This is a genomic window from Thermus sp. LT1-2-5, from assembly GCF_040363165.1.
GTDB lineage: Bacteria > Deinococcota > Deinococci > Deinococcales > Thermaceae > Thermus.
Genome location: NZ_BSRG01000006.1, coordinates 148,251 through 164,143, shown reverse-complemented (window position 1 = coordinate 164,143; position 15,893 = coordinate 148,251). Strand labels below are relative to the sequence as shown.

General features: G+C 66.7%; 14 protein-coding genes and 1 rRNA gene. 6 read left to right on the top strand and 9 right to left on the bottom strand.

The window, feature by feature from the left end; translation table 11 throughout:
- Both ABXG85_RS07970 and guaB read left to right on the top strand, forming a co-directional pair.
- Positions 1-114: ribosomal RNA gene (locus ABXG85_RS07970) — 16S ribosomal RNA — on the top strand; the annotation flags it as partial.
- Between the two features lie 129 nt (positions 115-243).
- Positions 244-1,728, top strand: a complete 1,485-nt coding sequence (guaB, locus tag ABXG85_RS07965; RefSeq protein WP_353513184.1) for an IMP dehydrogenase — start codon at positions 244-246, stop codon at positions 1,726-1,728.
- On the opposite strand, the gene ABXG85_RS07960 is transcribed toward guaB, so the two are convergent.
- Entirely contained in the window at positions 1,725-1,955 is a 231-nt protein-coding gene (locus ABXG85_RS07960) for a hypothetical protein (RefSeq protein ID WP_353513183.1), read from the bottom strand. The genes guaB and ABXG85_RS07960 overlap by 4 nt on opposite strands.
- A gap of 39 nt (positions 1,956-1,994) precedes the next feature.
- Here ABXG85_RS07960 and ABXG85_RS07955 point away from each other — a divergent pair, with 39 nt between their 5' ends.
- From ABXG85_RS07955 to ABXG85_RS07945, 3 genes are all read left to right on the top strand, one after another.
- A complete protein-coding gene (locus ABXG85_RS07955; RefSeq protein WP_353513182.1) occupies positions 1,995-2,456 on the top strand; it encodes a hypothetical protein in 462 nt (153 codons plus the stop codon).
- Between the two features lie 111 nt (positions 2,457-2,567).
- Complete coding sequence (locus tag ABXG85_RS07950; RefSeq protein WP_353513181.1) at positions 2,568-7,046, top strand: glutamate synthase-related protein; 4,479 nt, start codon at positions 2,568-2,570, stop codon at positions 7,044-7,046.
- Between the two features lie 66 nt (positions 7,047-7,112).
- On the top strand, positions 7,113-7,658 hold the full coding sequence (locus tag ABXG85_RS07945; protein ID WP_353513180.1) for a protoglobin domain-containing protein: 546 nt from the start codon (positions 7,113-7,115) through the stop codon (positions 7,656-7,658).
- Here the strand turns inward: ABXG85_RS07945 and dnaB are convergent.
- Complete coding sequence (dnaB, locus tag ABXG85_RS07940; protein ID WP_353513179.1) at positions 7,655-9,010, bottom strand: replicative DNA helicase; 1,356 nt, start codon at positions 9,008-9,010, stop codon at positions 7,655-7,657. The genes ABXG85_RS07945 and dnaB overlap by 4 nt on opposite strands.
- 107 nt (positions 9,011-9,117) lie before the next feature.
- Here dnaB and ABXG85_RS07935 point away from each other — a divergent pair, with 107 nt between their 5' ends.
- Entirely contained in the window at positions 9,118-10,731 is a 1,614-nt protein-coding gene (locus tag ABXG85_RS07935) for a transglycosylase SLT domain-containing protein (RefSeq protein WP_353513178.1), read from the top strand.
- Here ABXG85_RS07935 and ABXG85_RS07930 read toward each other — a convergent pair.
- The 7 genes from ABXG85_RS07930 to ABXG85_RS07900 are packed head-to-tail and all read right to left on the bottom strand — an operon-like array spanning position 10,721 to position 15,891.
- A complete protein-coding gene (locus ABXG85_RS07930; RefSeq protein WP_353513177.1) occupies positions 10,721-11,884 on the bottom strand; it encodes a cation:proton antiporter in 1,164 nt (387 codons plus the stop codon). The genes ABXG85_RS07935 and ABXG85_RS07930 overlap by 11 nt on opposite strands.
- Positions 11,884-12,336 (bottom strand): CBS domain-containing protein, encoded by a 453-nt coding sequence (locus tag ABXG85_RS07925; protein ID WP_353513176.1) that lies wholly within the window; start codon positions 12,334-12,336, stop codon positions 11,884-11,886. The genes ABXG85_RS07930 and ABXG85_RS07925 overlap by 1 nt, the downstream gene beginning before the upstream one ends.
- A gap of 10 nt (positions 12,337-12,346) precedes the next feature.
- Positions 12,347-12,979, bottom strand: coding sequence for a rhomboid family intramembrane serine protease (locus tag ABXG85_RS07920; RefSeq protein WP_353513175.1), 633 nt, complete (start codon positions 12,977-12,979; stop codon positions 12,347-12,349).
- Positions 12,980-12,981: 2 nt separating this feature from the next.
- Positions 12,982-13,818 (bottom strand): SDH family Clp fold serine proteinase, encoded by an 837-nt coding sequence (locus ABXG85_RS07915; RefSeq protein WP_353513174.1) that lies wholly within the window; start codon positions 13,816-13,818, stop codon positions 12,982-12,984.
- 47 nt (positions 13,819-13,865) lie between these two features.
- On the bottom strand, positions 13,866-15,005 hold the full coding sequence (locus tag ABXG85_RS07910) for a cation:proton antiporter (protein WP_353513173.1): 1,140 nt from the start codon (positions 15,003-15,005) through the stop codon (positions 13,866-13,868).
- Complete coding sequence (locus ABXG85_RS07905) at positions 15,005-15,478, bottom strand: cation:proton antiporter regulatory subunit (protein ID WP_353513172.1); 474 nt, start codon at positions 15,476-15,478, stop codon at positions 15,005-15,007. The genes ABXG85_RS07910 and ABXG85_RS07905 overlap by 1 nt, the downstream gene beginning before the upstream one ends.
- Positions 15,475-15,891, bottom strand: coding sequence for a phosphate-starvation-inducible PsiE family protein (locus ABXG85_RS07900; protein ID WP_353513171.1), 417 nt, complete (start codon positions 15,889-15,891; stop codon positions 15,475-15,477). The genes ABXG85_RS07905 and ABXG85_RS07900 overlap by 4 nt, the downstream gene beginning before the upstream one ends.
- Positions 15,892-15,893 lie beyond the last annotated feature (2 nt).

Genomic DNA, 15,893 nt, shown 5'->3' with positions numbered 1-15,893 from the left:
TTCTACCCGAAGTCGCCGGGAGCCTTAGGGCAGGCGCCGAGGGTAGGGCTCGTGACTGGGGCGAAGTCGTAACAAGGTAGCTGTACCGGAAGGTGCGGCTGGATCACCTCCTTTCTAAGGAGCAAAGGTGCCTGTTCCCGCGCTTTTCCCCTCAGCGCACCCCCCCTTTTTAGGGGGGTTATTTTTTTGACCCCTTATCCCGCCTCTGGACCGAGACCCATGGGAGGGTATACCCTTAGGGACATGTACGGGGGGAAGATCCTTTACGAAGGGCTCACCTTTGACGACGTGCTCCTCTTGCCGGACTACTCCGAGGTCCTGCCCAAGGAGGTTTCCGTCAGGACCCGGCTCACCAAGCGGCTTGAGCTCAACATCCCCATCCTCTCCGCCGCCATGGACACGGTGACGGAGGCCGAGATGGCCATCGCCATGGCCCGGGAGGGGGGGCTTGGGGTCATCCACAAGAACCTCTCCATAGAGGCTCAGGCGGCCATGGTGCGCAAGGTGAAGCGCTCCGAGGCGGGGATGATCCAAGACCCCGTGACCCTGCCCCCCACCGCTACCCTCGAGGACGCCGAGCGCCTCATGCGGGAGTACCGCATCGGGGGGCTTCCCGTGGTGGACCTCTACGGCAAACTCTTGGGCCTCGTGACCAACCGCGACCTCCGCTTCGAGCGGGACCTCAAGCGCCCCGTCACCGAGGTAATGACCCCCTTAGAGCGCCTCATCACCGCCCCGCCCGGCACTACCTTGGAGGAGGCGGAGGAGATCTTGCGCAAGCACAAGGTGGAGAAGCTTCCCCTGGTGGACGAGTCGGGGAGGCTTAGGGGGCTTCTCACCCTGAAGGACATCGTCAAGCGCAAGCAGTACCCTAACGCTGCCAAGGACACCTTGGGCCGGCTTCTGGTGGGGGCGGCGGTGGGGGCGAGCAAGGACCTACCCGAAAGGGCCCAGGCCCTGGTGGAGGCGGGGGTGGATGTTTTGGTCCTGGACTCGGCCCACGGGCACTCCAAGGGGATCCTCGAGGCCCTGGCCTACCTCAAGGAAACCTTCGGGGACAAGGTGGAGGTTATCGCCGGGAACGTGGCTACCCGGGAAGGGGCCCGGGCCTTGGCGGAGCGGGGGGCGGATGCGGTGAAGGTGGGCATTGGGCCCGGTTCCATCTGCACCACCCGGGTGGTGACGGGGGTGGGGGTGCCGCAGATCTCCGCTATCCTCGAGGCGGTGGCCGGGGTGGAGGGCCTAGACGTCCCCATCATCGCCGACGGCGGCGTCAAGTACACCGGGGACGTGGCCAAGGCCATCGCCGCCGGGGCCCACACGGTGATGCTGGGGAGCATGCTGGCGGGCACGGACGAGGCCCCGGGGGAGGAGGTGCTCAAGGACGGCCGGCGCTACAAGCTCTACCGGGGCATGGGCTCCTTGGGGGCCATGCGCCAAGGCTCCGCCGACCGCTACTTCCAAGACCCCGGCAAGGGTTCTGAGACGGAGGCCAAGAAGCTGGTCCCCGAGGGGATCGAGGGCATGGTGCCCTATAAGGGGCCGGTGGCGGACGTGCTCTACCAGATCGTGGGGGGCTTGAGGAGCGCCATGGGCTACGTGGGCGCCCCGGACATAGAAAGCTTCCGCAAGAAGGCCCGCTTTGTGCGCATGACCATGGCCGGGCTTATCGAAAGCCACCCCCACGACGTGGTGGTCATCAAGGAGGCCCCTAACTACTCCCGCTAGTCGCCGAAGAGCTTCTTGAGCGCCTCTGCCCCGCCCCCTTTGCGGGCCAGGCGGTAGGTGCCCTCTTTTCCCTCTAGTAGCCCTTTGGCCACCAGGGCTTTTAGCGTGTCCTCAAGCTCCTTTTTGGAGAAGGGTTCACCTTCTTCATCCAGGTAGCGCTGGATGTCCTTAAAGGTGGCAAAGCGCAACGCCTCCACCGCCCGCTTGACCCAGGCCTCGCGGTCCATGGCACCATCCTACCCCGCCCGGCGTGGCATCCTTGGGCCATGGACCCCTACCGGGAGTACCAGGACTACGTGGTGGCCTCGAGGCTCCTCATCGCCCGGGGCCTTTCCCGGGAGGTGCTTGGCCTGGCCCAGTACGCCCGGCTCCGCCTGAAGCGCCTGGAGCTGGTTGCCTCGGGGAGGCTTTGGGCCCTGGAGCACCTGGACCAGAGGCTCCGCTTTGGCTTTTGGAGCAACCCCTTGCGCCTCAAGGAGGCCTTGCGTTGGTTAGGGGATGCCCCGTACCTGGAAAGCCCCTTGGCCTTTGAGGCCCTCCTGTACCCCGAGGAGCGAAAAAGGCTCCGCCACCCGGGGCAGGCGGGGGCGTACTACTTGGGCTGGCTCCGCTTGCCCGCCCTCCTCATGGACCCCGTGGCCTTTGAGGAGGCCCTCCGGGAGCAAGAAGAGCGCCAAAGGGAACTTCCCCTTTTCCTCAACGCCTTCCATCGGGTGCCCGGGGTTTAGTGCCGTATTTCCCGAGGTCCTTGACCCTGTCCCTAGGGGCGTGTATAATCCGGGGAACGACGCGCATATCTTTGCCTACACCGATCCCCAAGCCCAACGAAGGAGCCGAAGATGACCTGGAAGGAAGCCTACCCGGATATCCCCCTAGGCCAGGACGCCTGTGGCATCATCGCCATGGCGGAGAAGAGCGGCAAGCCCTCCCACCGCATCGTGCGAAGGACCCTGGAGAGCCTCTACCGCATGGCCCACCGAGCGGGGGCCATCCGGGGAGAAGGGGACGGCACGGGGATCCAGACCGACATCCCCCGGGAGCTATGGGCCCGCTTTCTGGAGGAGGCGGGGCTTGAGCCCGAGCTGGCCTTCAACCCCCGCTTCTTCGTGGGCCACTTCTTCCTCCCCAAAGGGGAAGAGGCCCGGGTAGAGGAGTTTTTTTCGGCTCTCAAGCGGGAAGGGCAACGCCTGGGCGTGCGGCCCGTGCACTTCCGCCGGGGGGAGGTAGTGAGCGGGGTCTTGGGCCCCGTGGGGCGGCGCACCGAGCCCATCTTCCTCCAGGTGGCGGGGCTTTCCCCGGATGGGGATGGGCCCTTGTGGGAGCTTGGGCTTCGCCTCGAGGCCCTCTTCCCCGTGCACGTGGTTTCCCTTTCCACCCACAGCGTGGTCTACAAGGTGCGGGGGGCGGCGGAGCTATTAAAGCGCTACTACCCGGAGCTTTCCCGCCCCGAGTTCAAGAGCACCATCGCCTTGGGGCATAACCGCTACTCCACCAACACCCTTTCCACCTTTGAGCAGGTCCAACCCTTTGGGCTCTTGGGCCACAACGGCGAGATCAACACCATTGAGCGCCTGAGGCGGGAGATGGACTATTTGGGCATCCCCCGCACCGGGGGCTCGGACTCCCAGGACCTCAACCGCATGCTGGAGGGGCTTATCTACCGCTACGGCCTCTCCTTGCCCGAGGCTATGGACCTGGTCTTCCCCCCGGTGTTGGGGGAGGTGAAGGCCCTGCCCGAGGAGCTCCAGGACCTTTACCTGGCCCTCAGGCAGCGCTTCGGCCCCCTGGCCCAGGGGCCTGCCGCCCTGGTGAGCCGCCACCGGGACGAGGCGGTCTTCGCCACGGACGCCATGGGCCTAAGGCCCCTTTGGCAGTTTGAAACCCCCTACGAGATCGTCTTCTCCTCCGAGCGGGGCGTCTTTAACGCCGAGGAGTTCGTCAGCGAGCCCAAACCCCTGGCCCCGGGGGAGAAGGTCTACCTGCGCCTCACCCCCGAAGGCCCCAAGGTCCTGCCCTTTGACCGCCACCAGCGCCAGGTTTTGGAAAGGACCCTGGCCCGCACCCCGCTGCAGGGCTACCGGGTCCACCTGGCCGGTCCCATCCGCCAAGCCCCGCCCCCCGTGGCTGGGGGAAGCGGGGTGGAGGTGGAGGAGAAGCCCGCCCCTCCCCCCTTGGGCCTGGAACGGGCCTTCGGCTGGGACCGCTGGGACGGGGCTTACCTGGAGGCGTTGGCCAAGACGGGCAACGAGCCCATCGGCTCCTTGGGCTACGATGGCCCCCTGGCTGCCTTGAACCCAGAAAAGCCGAACCTGGCCGAGTTCTTCAAGGAAACCGTGGCGGTGGTGACCAACCCCGCCATCGACCGGGAGCGGGAGATCGAGCACTTCTCCACCCGCACCCTCCTGGGCCGCCGCCCCTTGCCCGATGGGCGGGGTGGGGGAGAGGTGGTGGAGCTCCTCGTACCCATCGTCCTCGAGTCCGACCCCGGCTTGGCCGAGGCCTTCGGTACCCTGACCCTGGCCGAGGTGCGCGCCCGCTTCCGGACCAAGACCCTGGTGCCCCAGTTCACCGTGGAAGAAGGCCTCCTGGCGGGGCTCAAGCGCCTGGAGGAGGAGGCGGTGAAGGCGGTGGAGGAGGGGGCCGAGGTCCTTATCCTCTCCGACCGGGAGGCCTTCCACGGGGGGGTGTGGATCGATATCGGCCTGGCGGTGGCGGCGGTGAACCGGGCCCTCCTCAAGCGGGACGCCGAGGGCATCGCTCTACGGCGGCGCACCTCGCTTCTCGTCCACTCCGGAGGGGTGCGCAACCTGCACGACGTGGCCTTCCTTCTGGGCCTGGGGGCGGAGGCGGTGGCCCCTTGGCTTCTGGAGGAAAAGGCCCGGGCCCTGGAGGGGCGAAAAGGGGTGGCCAACGCCCTCGAGGCCCTGCGCAAGGGCCTGGAGAAGGTCATCTCCACCATGGGCATCCACGAGCTCCGGGGCTACGGGAGGATCTTCAGCGCCATCGGGCTTAAGCCTGAGCTGGCGGAGTACTTCGGCACCCGCAACTTCCTGGGCTCGGATGCGGCGGGCTACGGCTTCCTAGAGCTGGAGCGCACCCTTTTGGAGCGGGAAGGCTTCCTGCGGGCGGAAAAGGTGCTGCCCGCCAAGGACTTCCGCTTTAACCCCAGGATCTACAAGGCGGCCCAGGAGGTGGCCTCGGGCCAGGCCCCTTACAGCCACTTCCAGGAGAAGGTGCACTCCCTGGAGCGGGAAAGCCCCGTGGCCGCCCGGCAGCTCCTGGAGGTGCGCTTCCCCGAAAAAAGCGACGTTTCCCCGGAGGAGGTGGACCTCTCCGTGGGGGGGCACTCCCTCCCCTTCCTCATCAGCGCCATGAGCTTCGGCTCCCAGGGGGAGGCTTCCTTCCGCGCCTACGTGGAGGCGGCCAAGCGCCTCAATATGCTCTGCATTAACGGGGAAGGTGGGGAGATCCCCGACATGCTGGGCAAGTACACCCATTGGCGGGGGCAGCAGGTGGCCTCGGGCCGCTTCGGCGTCCACGCCTACATGCTCAACTCCGCCAGCGTCATCGAGATCAAAATCGGCCAGGGGGCCAAGCCGGGGGAAGGCGGCCACCTGCCCGGCAAGAAGGTCTCCGCCAAGGTGGCCGCCGCCCGCAACGCCGTGCCCGGGGTGGACCTCATCAGCCCCTCCAACAACCACGACCTTTACTCCATCGAGGACCTGGCCCAGCTCATCGAGGAGTTGAAGACCGTTAACCCCAAGGCCCTGGTGTCCGTGAAGGTGCCGGTGATCCCCGGCATCGGCACCATCGCCGTGGGCATCGCCAAGGCGGGGGCGGACGTCATCACCCTCTCCGGCTTTGAAGGGGGCACGGGGGCGGCCCGGCTCCACGCCCTTAAGTACGCCGGCCTTCCGGTGGAGCTGGGGGTGCGGCGGGCCCACCGGGCCTTGGTGCGGGCGGGCCTAAGGGACAAGGTGGAGATCTGGGCCGATGGTGGGCTCAAGACCGCCTATGACGTGCTCCGGATGGTCCTCCTCGGCGCAGACCGGGTGGGGATGGCCACCATGGCCATGGTGGCCATCGGCTGTACCATCTGCCGCGGCTGCCAGCTGGACACCTGCCACGTGGGCATCACCACGCAGATAGAGACGGTGGAGGAAGCCCTGGCCCACGGCCTCAAGCGCTTTGTGCCCCAGGACCTGGACCGGGCGGTGGAACACCTGACCCGTTTCTTTGGGGCCATGGGCGAGGCCCTAAGGGAGATGGTGGCCGCCTTGGGGGCCCGTTCCCTAAGGGAGCTTCGGGGACGCTCGGACCTCCTCTACCAGCGGGACCACCTAGAGGAGCTGGACCTCAGCTACTTCTTCGCCCCGGTGGAGGAGCCCGAGTGGCTCAAGGACACCTCGGCCCACGTGCTTCGGAAGCCCCTGAACCAGCTTACCCGCACCATCACCGAGGTGGTCATGGGGGCGTACGCCCAAGGGGGGAGGCGGCTTTTGTTCCAGGAGGGTCCCGTGGACTCCACGGACCGGGCCCTGGGCGCCCATTTGGCAGGGGAGATCGCCCGCAGGCGGCTATACGGCAAGGGCTTTGACGCCGAGGTGGAGCTCCGCTTTGACGCCGGGAGCATCGCTGGGAATGGCCTGGCTGCCTTCAACGTGGACGGGATGAAGGTGGTGGTGGAGGGCGGGGCCCAGGATGGGGTGGCCAAGAGCGCCTTCGGCGGTACCGTGGCCGTGCTCAAGGGCAGGAACCCTTACGGGGCCTACGTGGACGGTTCCGTGGGCAAGAGCTTCGCCTACGGGGCCATCGGCGGCCTCCTCATCGTGGAGGGGGTGGCGGATAGCCGCTTCTGCATCCGGCTTTCCGGGGCGGACGTGGTCTTGGGCGGGGAGCCGGAGCGCCCCTTGCGGGACGATTTGGGCAACCTGGCGGCCCGGGCCCAGGCCAAGGGCTTCGCCTTTGAGTACATGACCCGGGGTAGGGCCCTCGTCTTGGGGGACCCGGGGCCTTGGATCTGCTCCGGGATGACCGGCGGAAGGGTTTACCTGCGCCACTGGCCGGAGATGGGCCTTACCGAGGAGGCCATGAAGCGCCGCCTGGCCAAGGGGGCCAAGGTGGCGGTGAAGCCCCTGGACGCCCGCGGGGTGGAGGACGTGCGGGAGCTCCTTTCCGCCTACATCGCCGTGCTCCAGGAGGCCAAGCGGGAGGAGAAGGCGAAGCGCTTGGCCAAGCTTTTGGAGAACCCGGCGGAGCACTTCCGCATGGTGGAGCCGGTGAACCAGCAGGTGGAGCAGGGGGTGAGCACGGAGTAGCGCAGGTCTTGGACCCCCCGGGGCCGGGGGGTTCTCTTTTTCCGGTAGAGGCGGTACATTTGTCCCGTGGACCCCGGGGACCTGCTTGCCCTCCTAAAGCGCCGCACCGGTTTCACCGAAGCCCATGCCCGGCTTTTGGCCGAGCTGGGGCAGGTGATGACCCCCATCGCCCCTGAGGTGGCCTTGGCCTTTTACGACTACCTGGGGCGGGACCCGGAGCTTTCTGAGATCCTCCACGCCGTGCCGGGGAGGGTGGAAAGGCTTTACGGCACCTTCGCCCGCTGGTACGGCGACCTTTTCTCCGGCGCCTATGACCGCGCCTACGCCGAGGGGCGTAGGCGCATCGGCCTGGTGCACGCCCGGCTCGGCATCGGGCCTAGGGCCATGATCCCCGCCATGGGCATCGTGCAGGAGCTTTCCCTAGAGCACCTGCGCACTGCCCTTAGGGGCCCCGAGGTTTTTGCGGCGGTGGAGGCCTTTGAGAAGATCATCGCCATAGAGATTGGGCTTATCGAGGAAAGCTACCTCGAGGCCCTCTCCCTGGGGCTGTCCCTGGGTTACCGGGACCTTAAGGAGGCCCTGTCCCAAGGGGCGGCGGCCCTGCTTTCCTAAGGCTCCTTGGCCAGGTCGTTGAAGCGCACGTGCTGGGCGTGGAACTGGAGCTCCACGGTGCCGGTGGGGCCGTTCCGCTGCTTACCCACGATGATCTCCGCCACCCCCGCTTTCTCCGAGTGGGGGTTGTAGTACTCGTCCCGGTAGATGAACATGACCAAGTCGGCGTCCTGCTCGATGGAGCCCGATTCCCTTAGATCGGAGAGCATGGGGCGCTTGTTGGGCCTGGCCTCCACCGCCCGGGAGAGCTGGCTTAGGGCGATCACGGGCACGTTGAGCTCCCGGGCCAAGGCCTTGAGGCCGCGGGAGATGGCGGCGATCTCCTGCTGGCGGTTTTCCCCTTGCTTGCCCCCCCCGGGCCCGGACATGAGCTGCAGGTAGTCGATGATGAGGAGCCCCACCCCGTGCTGGTTTTTGAGCCGCCTGGCCCGGGCCCGAAGCTCCATCAGGGTGAGGTCGGGGGTATCGTCGATGTAGATGGGGGCTTCGGAGAGGCGGCCCGCCACGTCCACCAGTCGGGAGAAGTCCCGGTCCGAGAGTTGCCCTAGGCGTACCCGGTTCATGTCGATGCGGGCCTCGGAGCACATCATGCGCAAGGTGAGCTGGGCCGCAGGCATCTCCAGGGAGTAAATCCCCACCCCCACCCCCTCCTTCAAGGCGGCGTGCTGGGCGATGGTGAGGGCGAAGGCGGTCTTGCCCATGGCGGGGCGGGCGGCGATGATGTTGAGGGAACCCGGGGACAGGGTGCCGATGAGCTGGTCTAGCTCCTTGAAGCCCGTGCGCACTCCGGCCACCTCGCCCTTGTTCTGGAACAGGGCCTCGATGTGCTCGAAGGTCTCGTGGACGAGTTCCCGCATGGCCCGGGCCTCGGTGTCCGTCTGGGTCAGGGCCACCTCCAAGATCTTTTTCCCGGCCGTGTCCAGGATCTCGTCCAGGCTGCCCGCCTCCTCGTAGGCCAGGCGCATGGCCTCCCCCGCCGCTTGGATGAGCTTGCGCAGGGTCCACTTCTCCGCCACGATGCGGGCGTAGTGCTCGGCGTAGGCGGCGGTGGGGGTGGCCTCGGAAAGCTGCACCAGGTAGCTTAGCCCCCCCACGCCCTCTAGCTCGTTGCGGCGGGAAAGCTCCTCCGCCAGGGTCACCAGGTCCACGGGCTTGCCCTGGTTCCTCAGGGCTTGCATGGCGGTGTAGATCCGGCGGTGGGCCTCGGCGTAGAAGGCCTCGGGGGAGGGAAGGAGGCCTTCCAGTTCGTCCAGGACGTCCGAGTCCAGGAGGATGGCCCCGAGGACGCTCTGCTCCGCCTCGAGGCTATGGGGGGGAATACGCCCTTCGGGATAACCCGGCAACTGGCCCATAAGCCTTACCAGGCTACGCCCAACCCCCCGCCGGGCGCCAGGGGACTTCCCTTGGGGGAAGGATTGCCTCTTTTCCGCTTCTCAGGGGGGCGGGGTAGGGTAGGGATGTGCCCTGGCTTGCCTTTTTTCTTCTCCTCACCGCCTGCCGGGCCCAGGAGCTACCTCCCGACTACGCCCTCTTGCAACGAGGGGGCGTGGCCGAGCTCCGCCAGGTGGCCCTGGCGGGGGAGGGGTACGCCCGGATGCTGGCCGGCTGGCGCCTGGTGGAGCGGGAGGAGGTTCCCTTAGGGGAGCGGGCGGAGTACGCCTGGCGCTACGCCCTCTTCTTGGAGGGGGCGAGGGCCTTTGCCCCGGGCTGGGAGGCCAAGGCGGCCTGGCGGGTGGCGGCGCCCCTTCTGGAGGCGGCCCGGGACCCCCGGGCCTTTTCCGCTTGGGAAAGGCTTCTTCCCGAGGAAGAGGCGGTGGCGGCCCTCCTGAGGCTTGGGGCGGGAGAGAGGCTTTGGGAGGCTTTGTTCCGGGGTCGGGCCTACGAGGCGCTCCTGCAAGTCCTGCCCCCAGGGGCGAGGCCGGACCTGAGGGCCCAGGCTCTTTTCCGCCTGGGCCGGTACCGGGAGGCCCTTGCTTCCTACCAAGCCCGGGCCGAGGCGGACCCCCGGGGGTTTTTGGGGCTGGGCTACGCCCTTTGGCGCTTGGGCCGAAGGGAAGAGGCCTTGGCCGCCTTCGCCCGCTACCCCCACCCAGAGGCCCGCTACGCCCAAGGTAGGGTCCTGGAGGAGCTGGGCCGGGTGGAGGAGGCCTTGGCCTTCTACCGGCAGAGCAACCCCGAAGGGCTTTGGCGGGCCACGGCCCTCTTGGAGCGGCTCGAGCGTGCGAGGGAAGCCCTTCCCCTTTACCTGGAACTCGCCCGCACCCCAAGCCCTTACGCCGACGACGCCGCCTTGCGGGCCTATCTCCTGGCGGGGGCCCTGGGGGATGCCGGGGCTCGAGAGGCGGCCTGGAACCTGCTGGAAGGGGGCCTGGGCCTCCTGGCGGGCAAGGCCCCTAAGCCCCCGCCTCCCCCGCCCCCTGCGCCCCCTCCGCCGGAAGCGGCCCGGGTGGAGGCGCTCCTTCGGGCGGGGGAGGAGGCCTGGGCCCAGGGCGAGGTCCGCTACCTCCTTTGGCAGAGGCTCGAGGCCTGGCCCCACCTGGTTCCCCTCTTCTACCGCTTGGGCTTGTACCGGGAGGGCATCCGGGCCGCCTGGCCCACCACCCTTGCCTACCCCCGGGCTTATCGGGCTTGGGTGGAGGCGTACGCCCTTAAGGAGGGGCTAGACCCCGACCTCCTCTTTGCCCTCTTGCACGTGGAAAGCCGCTTTGACCCCCAGGCGGTGAGCCCCACGGGGGCCTTGGGCCTGGCCCAGTTCCTAAGGAGCACTTGGGCCGACGTAGCCCGGATGCTGGGGGAAGCCCCGGCGGACCCCTTTGACCCGGAAAGCGCCATCCGCTACGCCGCCCGCTACCTGCGCTGGCTCTTGGATAGGTGCGAGGCCTTGGGTTTAGCGGACATGGAGCGGCTCGCCTGCGCCATCACCGCTTATAACGGGGGCATCGGCTACACCTCCCGGGGCTTGGCCCGGGAGGGGAGCTTTTTCGCCTTCCTCCGCTTCCAGGACCGGGACGAGCCACGGGAGTACCTGGGGAAGGTCCTTTCCGCCTACGCCGCTTACCGGGCTATTCCTTAGCCTGGCGGAGCCCCTGCTCCGTCCAGGCGATGAGGGGTTTCAGGGCGAAGGGGGCGAAGAGGGTGGTGAAGACCACCATGAAGAGCACGATGGCGTACTCCTCCTCGTTCACCGCCCCCGCCGCCAGGCCCAGGGCGGCTACAATGAGCCCCACCTCGCCCCGGGGGGCCATGCCCACCCCCACGGTGAGGGCGCTCCGCACCCCTTGGGTGAGGGCGCCCAGGAAGCCCCCCAGGACCTTACCCAGGATAGCGATGAGGGTCACCACGCTCCCCGCCACCAAAACAGCGGGGGAGAGGAGGGCGGAAAGCTCCAGCCGTACCCCCACCATAGCGAAGAAGATGGGGGCAAGAAAGCTTTCTACAGCGAAGATGGGCTCTTCCAGGCGATACTTCTCCCGGATCTCCGAAAGGAGCATCCCTCCTAGGAAAGCCCCCACGATGGGGGCCAGGCCGATGCTGGCAGCCAAGGCGGCCATGCCCACCCCAAGGGCCAGGGCGAAGCCCAAGGGGCTTCCCACCGGCAGGCGCTCCAAGGGGAGCCGGACGAAGAGGGTGGAGAGAAAGATGGCGGCCCCCACGAAGAGCACGGAGAGAAGGATGAGGGTGAGGATGGCTCCGGTTTCCACCTGCCCGGTCTTGGCCACCCCGTTGACCACGGCCAGGACGATGAGCCCCAGCACGTCGTCGATCACCGCCGCCCCTAGGATGATGCGGGCGTAAGGGCGGGCAAGGACTCCTAGTTCCTGCAGGACCCGGGCGGTGATGCCCACGCTGGTGGCCACCAAGGCGGTGCCCAGGAAGAGGGAGGGTAGGGTGGCAAAGCCGATCTGTAGGCCAAAGAGGTACCCCCCGAGGAAGGGAAGGATCACCCCTAAGATCGCCACCAAAAAGGCCTCCTTGCCCACGGCCAGGATGTCCCTGAGCCTCGTTTCCAGCCCCACCATGAATAGGAGGAAGATGGCCCCGAGCTCCGCTAAGAACTCCAGGATCTCCCCTTCGTGGACTAGGCCCAAAAGAGAAGGCCCCACCAGAACGCCCGCCAGGACCTCCCCGATGACCACGGGTTGGTTCAAGCGCCGGAAGAGGAAGGCCATGACCTGGGCGGCCAAGAGGAGGTAGAAGACCTCTAAGAGGTGCTCTGCTCCGTGCATCAGAACCCCCTTAGGAAAAGCTTCAGAAAATCGCTCCGGGTGAGGATGCCCACCACCTTGTTCTCCCGGTCCACCACCGGCAGGTGGCGCACCTCGGTGGTGAGGAGGACTTCTAAGGCTTTCCCCGCCGGGTCCTCCGGGTGAACGTGGGGCAAGTCCGTGCGCATCACCGCCTTCACCGGGGTCTTCTGGTAGCGGCGGTAGATTTCCTGCAAGAGGCGCTCGTCCACCCATTCCCCGAAGAGTTGGAGGGCTTCCACATCGGAGAAGGGGATGTTCTCGGGCCGCGGTAAGAGTTCTTCCACCTGAAGAAGCCCCAGGAGGTGTCCTTCCCGGTCCACCACCGGCAGGCTCCCGTAGCGCTTTTCCAGGATGCGCCGGGCCGCCTCCTCCAACGTAGCCTCGGGCCCAATGGTATCCGGGCCTGGGGTCATGAGCTCAGCTACCCTCATGGGCCCGAGTTTACCAACGCCGCCACCTCCAGGCCAAGCGGGGTGCTAGGAGGACGCCGTAGACGAAGCCTCCCAAATGGGCCCACCACGCCACGCCCGGGAGGCCCAAAAGCCCTTGGAGGAGCTGGAGGAAGGCCCAGTATCCCAGGTAAAAGCTGGCGGGCAGGGTGACAAAAAAGGGGAGGAGGATGAAGAGCACCGACACCACGTAGGCCCGGGGGAAGAGGACGTAGTAGGCCCCAAGCACCGCAGAAACCGCTCCGCTGGCCCCGATCATGGGCACGGAGGAAAAGGGGGTGAAGACTCCTTGGGCTAAGGCGGCAGCCACCCCGCCCAGGAGGTAAAAGAGGAGGAAACGCCCGTGGCCCATTCGGTCTTCCACGTTGTCCCCGAAGACCCAGAGGAACCACATGTTGGATAGGATATGAAAAAAACTCCCGTGGAGGAACATGCTGGTGAGAAGGCGGTAGCCCTCTCCCAGGGGGTCAGCGAAGAAGAGGGCGGGGATAAAGCCCAAGGCATAGGCACTTTCCTCCAGGCCCACGGAAAGCTGCCAGAGAAAGGCTAGGGCGTTGGCGAAAACCAGGCCCTTGACCACGAGGGCGGGCCTTCGCGCCTGGTTGATGTCGTAGAGGGGAAACAAGCCTAAGGCCTCCCGGCTTTGGGTTCCTGGCGGTAGGGTAGGGGCACGTACTGGACGCTGGGCTTACCGCCTTGGGCTTGGGGATAGAGGTCCATGAGCTCGTAAACTTCCAGGGGCATTTCCGTGGATACGTTGAGCCCCAGGGCCCGGGCCTGGGCCACGTCGATGGGGTAGTCGTGGGTCCAGGTTCCTTGGGAAAGAAGGTGGGCTGCCTCCTCCGCCTTCTCCTCGGGCATGCGCTTGAGGAGAAGGTTCTTCACCGTGGCCTTCACCTGCTTGAGGGCCTTTTCCGCCACGTCCGCCAGGATTAGGGTTTGGTCGTCTATCTCCGAAAGGGGCTTTTTCTCCAAAACCTTGAGGATGCTCGCCGCTGGGTACTGGCCGAGCTGGGGGTCCACCGGGCCTAATACGGCGTTTTCATCCATGACGATCTCGTCTGCGGCCAGGGCGATGAGGGTGCCCCCAGACATGGCGTAGTGGGGGACGAAGACGGTCACCTTGGCCGGGTGGCGCAAAAGGGCCTCGGCGATCTGTTCCGCCGCCAGGACCAGGCCCCCTGGGGTATGGAGGATGAGGTCGATGGGCATGTTCTTGTCCGTGAGGCGGATGGCCCTTAGGACCTGCTCTGAGTCGTCGATGTTGATATAGCGGCTGATGGGGATGCCCAGGAAGCTCACCGCCTCCTGGCGGTGGATAAGGGTGATGACCCGGCTTCCCCGTTTCCTCTCCAGCTCGGCGATTTTGCGGGCCCTGGCCCCCAGGAGCATCTGCTGTTGGAAGTAGGGGGAGAGGGCCGAGAGGATGAAGAAGAGCCAGAAGAGTTGGAAAAAGATGTCCATGGTTGACCTCCGAGAAGGAGTCTACCAAGGAACTTAGGGTAAAGCGCCTATCCAGGCCTCGAGGGCGCCATGCGCTTGGACTTTGGCGCTTTGGGGTAGAAGCGTTCCCCAACCTCGGGGGCGTAGCGGATCAGGAGGGCGCCCAAGGGGATGGAAAGGAGCACCAAAAGCACCGCCACCTGGGCCACCAGGGGGTAGCCTTGGGCCAGGGCCAGGCTTCCCAGGACCAGGTTGAACTCGCCCCGGGGCACCAGGTAGAGGGCGCTATAAAGCCGCCGCTTGCGCCCAAGCCCCGCCCGTGCCCCGCCCAGGTGGTTGAGGGGCAGCTTGAGGACGAGCCCCAGGACCACGAGCCCCACCGCCAAGGGGGTGAGGCCCTTGAGGAGCTTGAGCGCCTCCGCCCCCACCACCAGGAAGAAGAGGGCTACCCCCAGGTCACGCACCGGGCCAAAGAGGTGCTCTAACCGCTCTCGGAGGCCAAGCCCGGCGGCGATGACCCCGGAGAGGAAGGCCCCCACACCTTCCGAGGCCCCAACGGCGTGGAAGAGGAGGGCGGTGCCGGCGGTGAAGGCGGCGCCCAAGAGGAGGACGAGCTCGTCAGAGAGCCCTTCCATGAAGCGGACGAGCCTTGGGCCCAGGTAGCGGGCAAAGAGGAGGTAGAGGGCGGCCAGGGCCACCCCGCCCAGGAGGCCTCCCGCCCCGTGCCCGCCCAAAAGGGCCAGGAGGAGGGCCACCACCAGGTCCTCCAGGACCAAGACCCCCAGGACCGCCTCGCTTTCTGGGTTGGCGGCCCGGCGCAGGTCGATGATGAGCTTGACGATCACTGCGCTGGAGCTCACGTAAAGCACGCCCGCCAAGAGGGCAGCGCCCCTTAGGTCAAGCCCAGCGAGAAGCCCCAGGACAAACCCCAAGGGCAGGGCCAAGGCGTCGTAAAACCCGGCCCGGGTGACCTTTCCGGAAAGCTCCTTGAGGCGGTCCGGGCCGAACTCCAACCCCACGGAGAAGAGCAGGAGCAAAAGCCCCAAGGAGGGCAGGGGCTCGAGCTCCTCCACGGGAAGCCTTTCCCCCACTAAAAGCCCGGCGAGGAGGTAGACGGGAAGGGGTGGGAAGCCGAAGCGGTGCACCAAGGCAGCCCCCAGGGCTAAGAGCCCGGCGGCCAGGGCGAAGGCTTCCACCGAGGGGTGCATTAGAGGCTCCTCTTCAGGGCTTCCACCGCCTCGCGGCTTCCCGCCACCACCAGGGTGTCCCCCACCTCCAGGGTGACCTCGGGGCCCGGGTTGGGGATTAGAGGGGCCCCGGGCCGGTCCACGGCCAGGAGGTGGGCCCCGGGGGGCAAGGGAAGCTCCCCCACCTTCCGGCCTGCCAGCCTCGAGCCAGGGAGGACCTTGATCCACTCGATCACCTTGGCCCCCAGCTTGCTCTGGGTGTCCCCCACCGCCTCGGGGTGGAAGAGGACCCCGGCCAGGATGGCTCCCAGTTCCCGGGCCTCCTCGTCGGTGAGGTCCAGGGTGGCGGTGGGCTCGTCCTCCTCCCCGGCCTCGAAGTACTGGAGTTCCCGCTTGCCCGAGTGGTGGACCACGATGACGAGCCGATCCCCGCTTTGCACAGTGACGGTGAACTTGCGCCCCACGCCGGGGAGCACCACCTCTTCCACCTTCATCGTGCCCTCCTTGGGGAAAACTGCACCGCCAGGGTGCGCCCCGCCACCAGGCTCAGGATCCCCAGGGTCCAGAGGAAGAGGTCCAAGCCCGAGAGCTTTTCGGCAAAGAGGAGGAGGAGAAGCTCCCGCAAGGCTAGGGCCACCCCGATCTCCATCAGGACCTCGAGGCGCACCCGTTCCAACTCAAAATATTCCACAAAGACCCGGACAAGTTCCAGGACGATGATCAAACTCAATACGTTGGTGACGAGCTCTTTAAGGCCCAGACGCACCGTGGGTTCGCTAAGGGTAAGGCCGAGCTCCAAAAAGGTGCGCCCCACCCCCACGAAGAGGCCCACCAGGAGGGCCACCACCACCAGGTTGAAGACCAGGCGGGTGGCCCCCCGGTAAAGGGCGAGAAGGGTTTCTTGCATGG

Bases quoted from the DNA above. Each gene is read 5' to 3' on its own strand.
- guaB (WP_353513184.1), top strand. From the start codon at position 244: ATGTACGGGGGGAAGATCCTTTACGAAGGGCTCACCTTTGACGACGTG.
- ABXG85_RS07960 (WP_353513183.1), bottom strand. From the start codon at position 1,955: ATGGACCGCGAGGCCTGGGTCAAGCGGGCGGTGGAGGCGTTGCGCTTT.
- ABXG85_RS07955 (WP_353513182.1), top strand. From the start codon at position 1,995: ATGGACCCCTACCGGGAGTACCAGGACTACGTGGTGGCCTCGAGGCTC.
- ABXG85_RS07950 (WP_353513181.1), top strand. From the start codon at position 2,568: ATGACCTGGAAGGAAGCCTACCCGGATATCCCCCTAGGCCAGGACGCC.
- dnaB (WP_353513179.1), bottom strand. From the start codon at position 9,010: ATGGGCCAGTTGCCGGGTTATCCCGAAGGGCGTATTCCCCCCCATAGC.
- ABXG85_RS07930 (WP_353513177.1), bottom strand. From the start codon at position 11,884: ATGCACGGAGCAGAGCACCTCTTAGAGGTCTTCTACCTCCTCTTGGCC.
- ABXG85_RS07925 (WP_353513176.1), bottom strand. From the start codon at position 12,336: ATGAGGGTAGCTGAGCTCATGACCCCAGGCCCGGATACCATTGGGCCC.
- ABXG85_RS07915 (WP_353513174.1), bottom strand. From the start codon at position 13,818: ATGGACATCTTTTTCCAACTCTTCTGGCTCTTCTTCATCCTCTCGGCC.
- ABXG85_RS07910 (WP_353513173.1), bottom strand. From the start codon at position 15,005: ATGCACCCCTCGGTGGAAGCCTTCGCCCTGGCCGCCGGGCTCTTAGCC.
- ABXG85_RS07905 (WP_353513172.1), bottom strand. From the start codon at position 15,478: ATGAAGGTGGAAGAGGTGGTGCTCCCCGGCGTGGGGCGCAAGTTCACC.
- ABXG85_RS07900 (WP_353513171.1), bottom strand. From the start codon at position 15,891: ATGCAAGAAACCCTTCTCGCCCTTTACCGGGGGGCCACCCGCCTGGTC.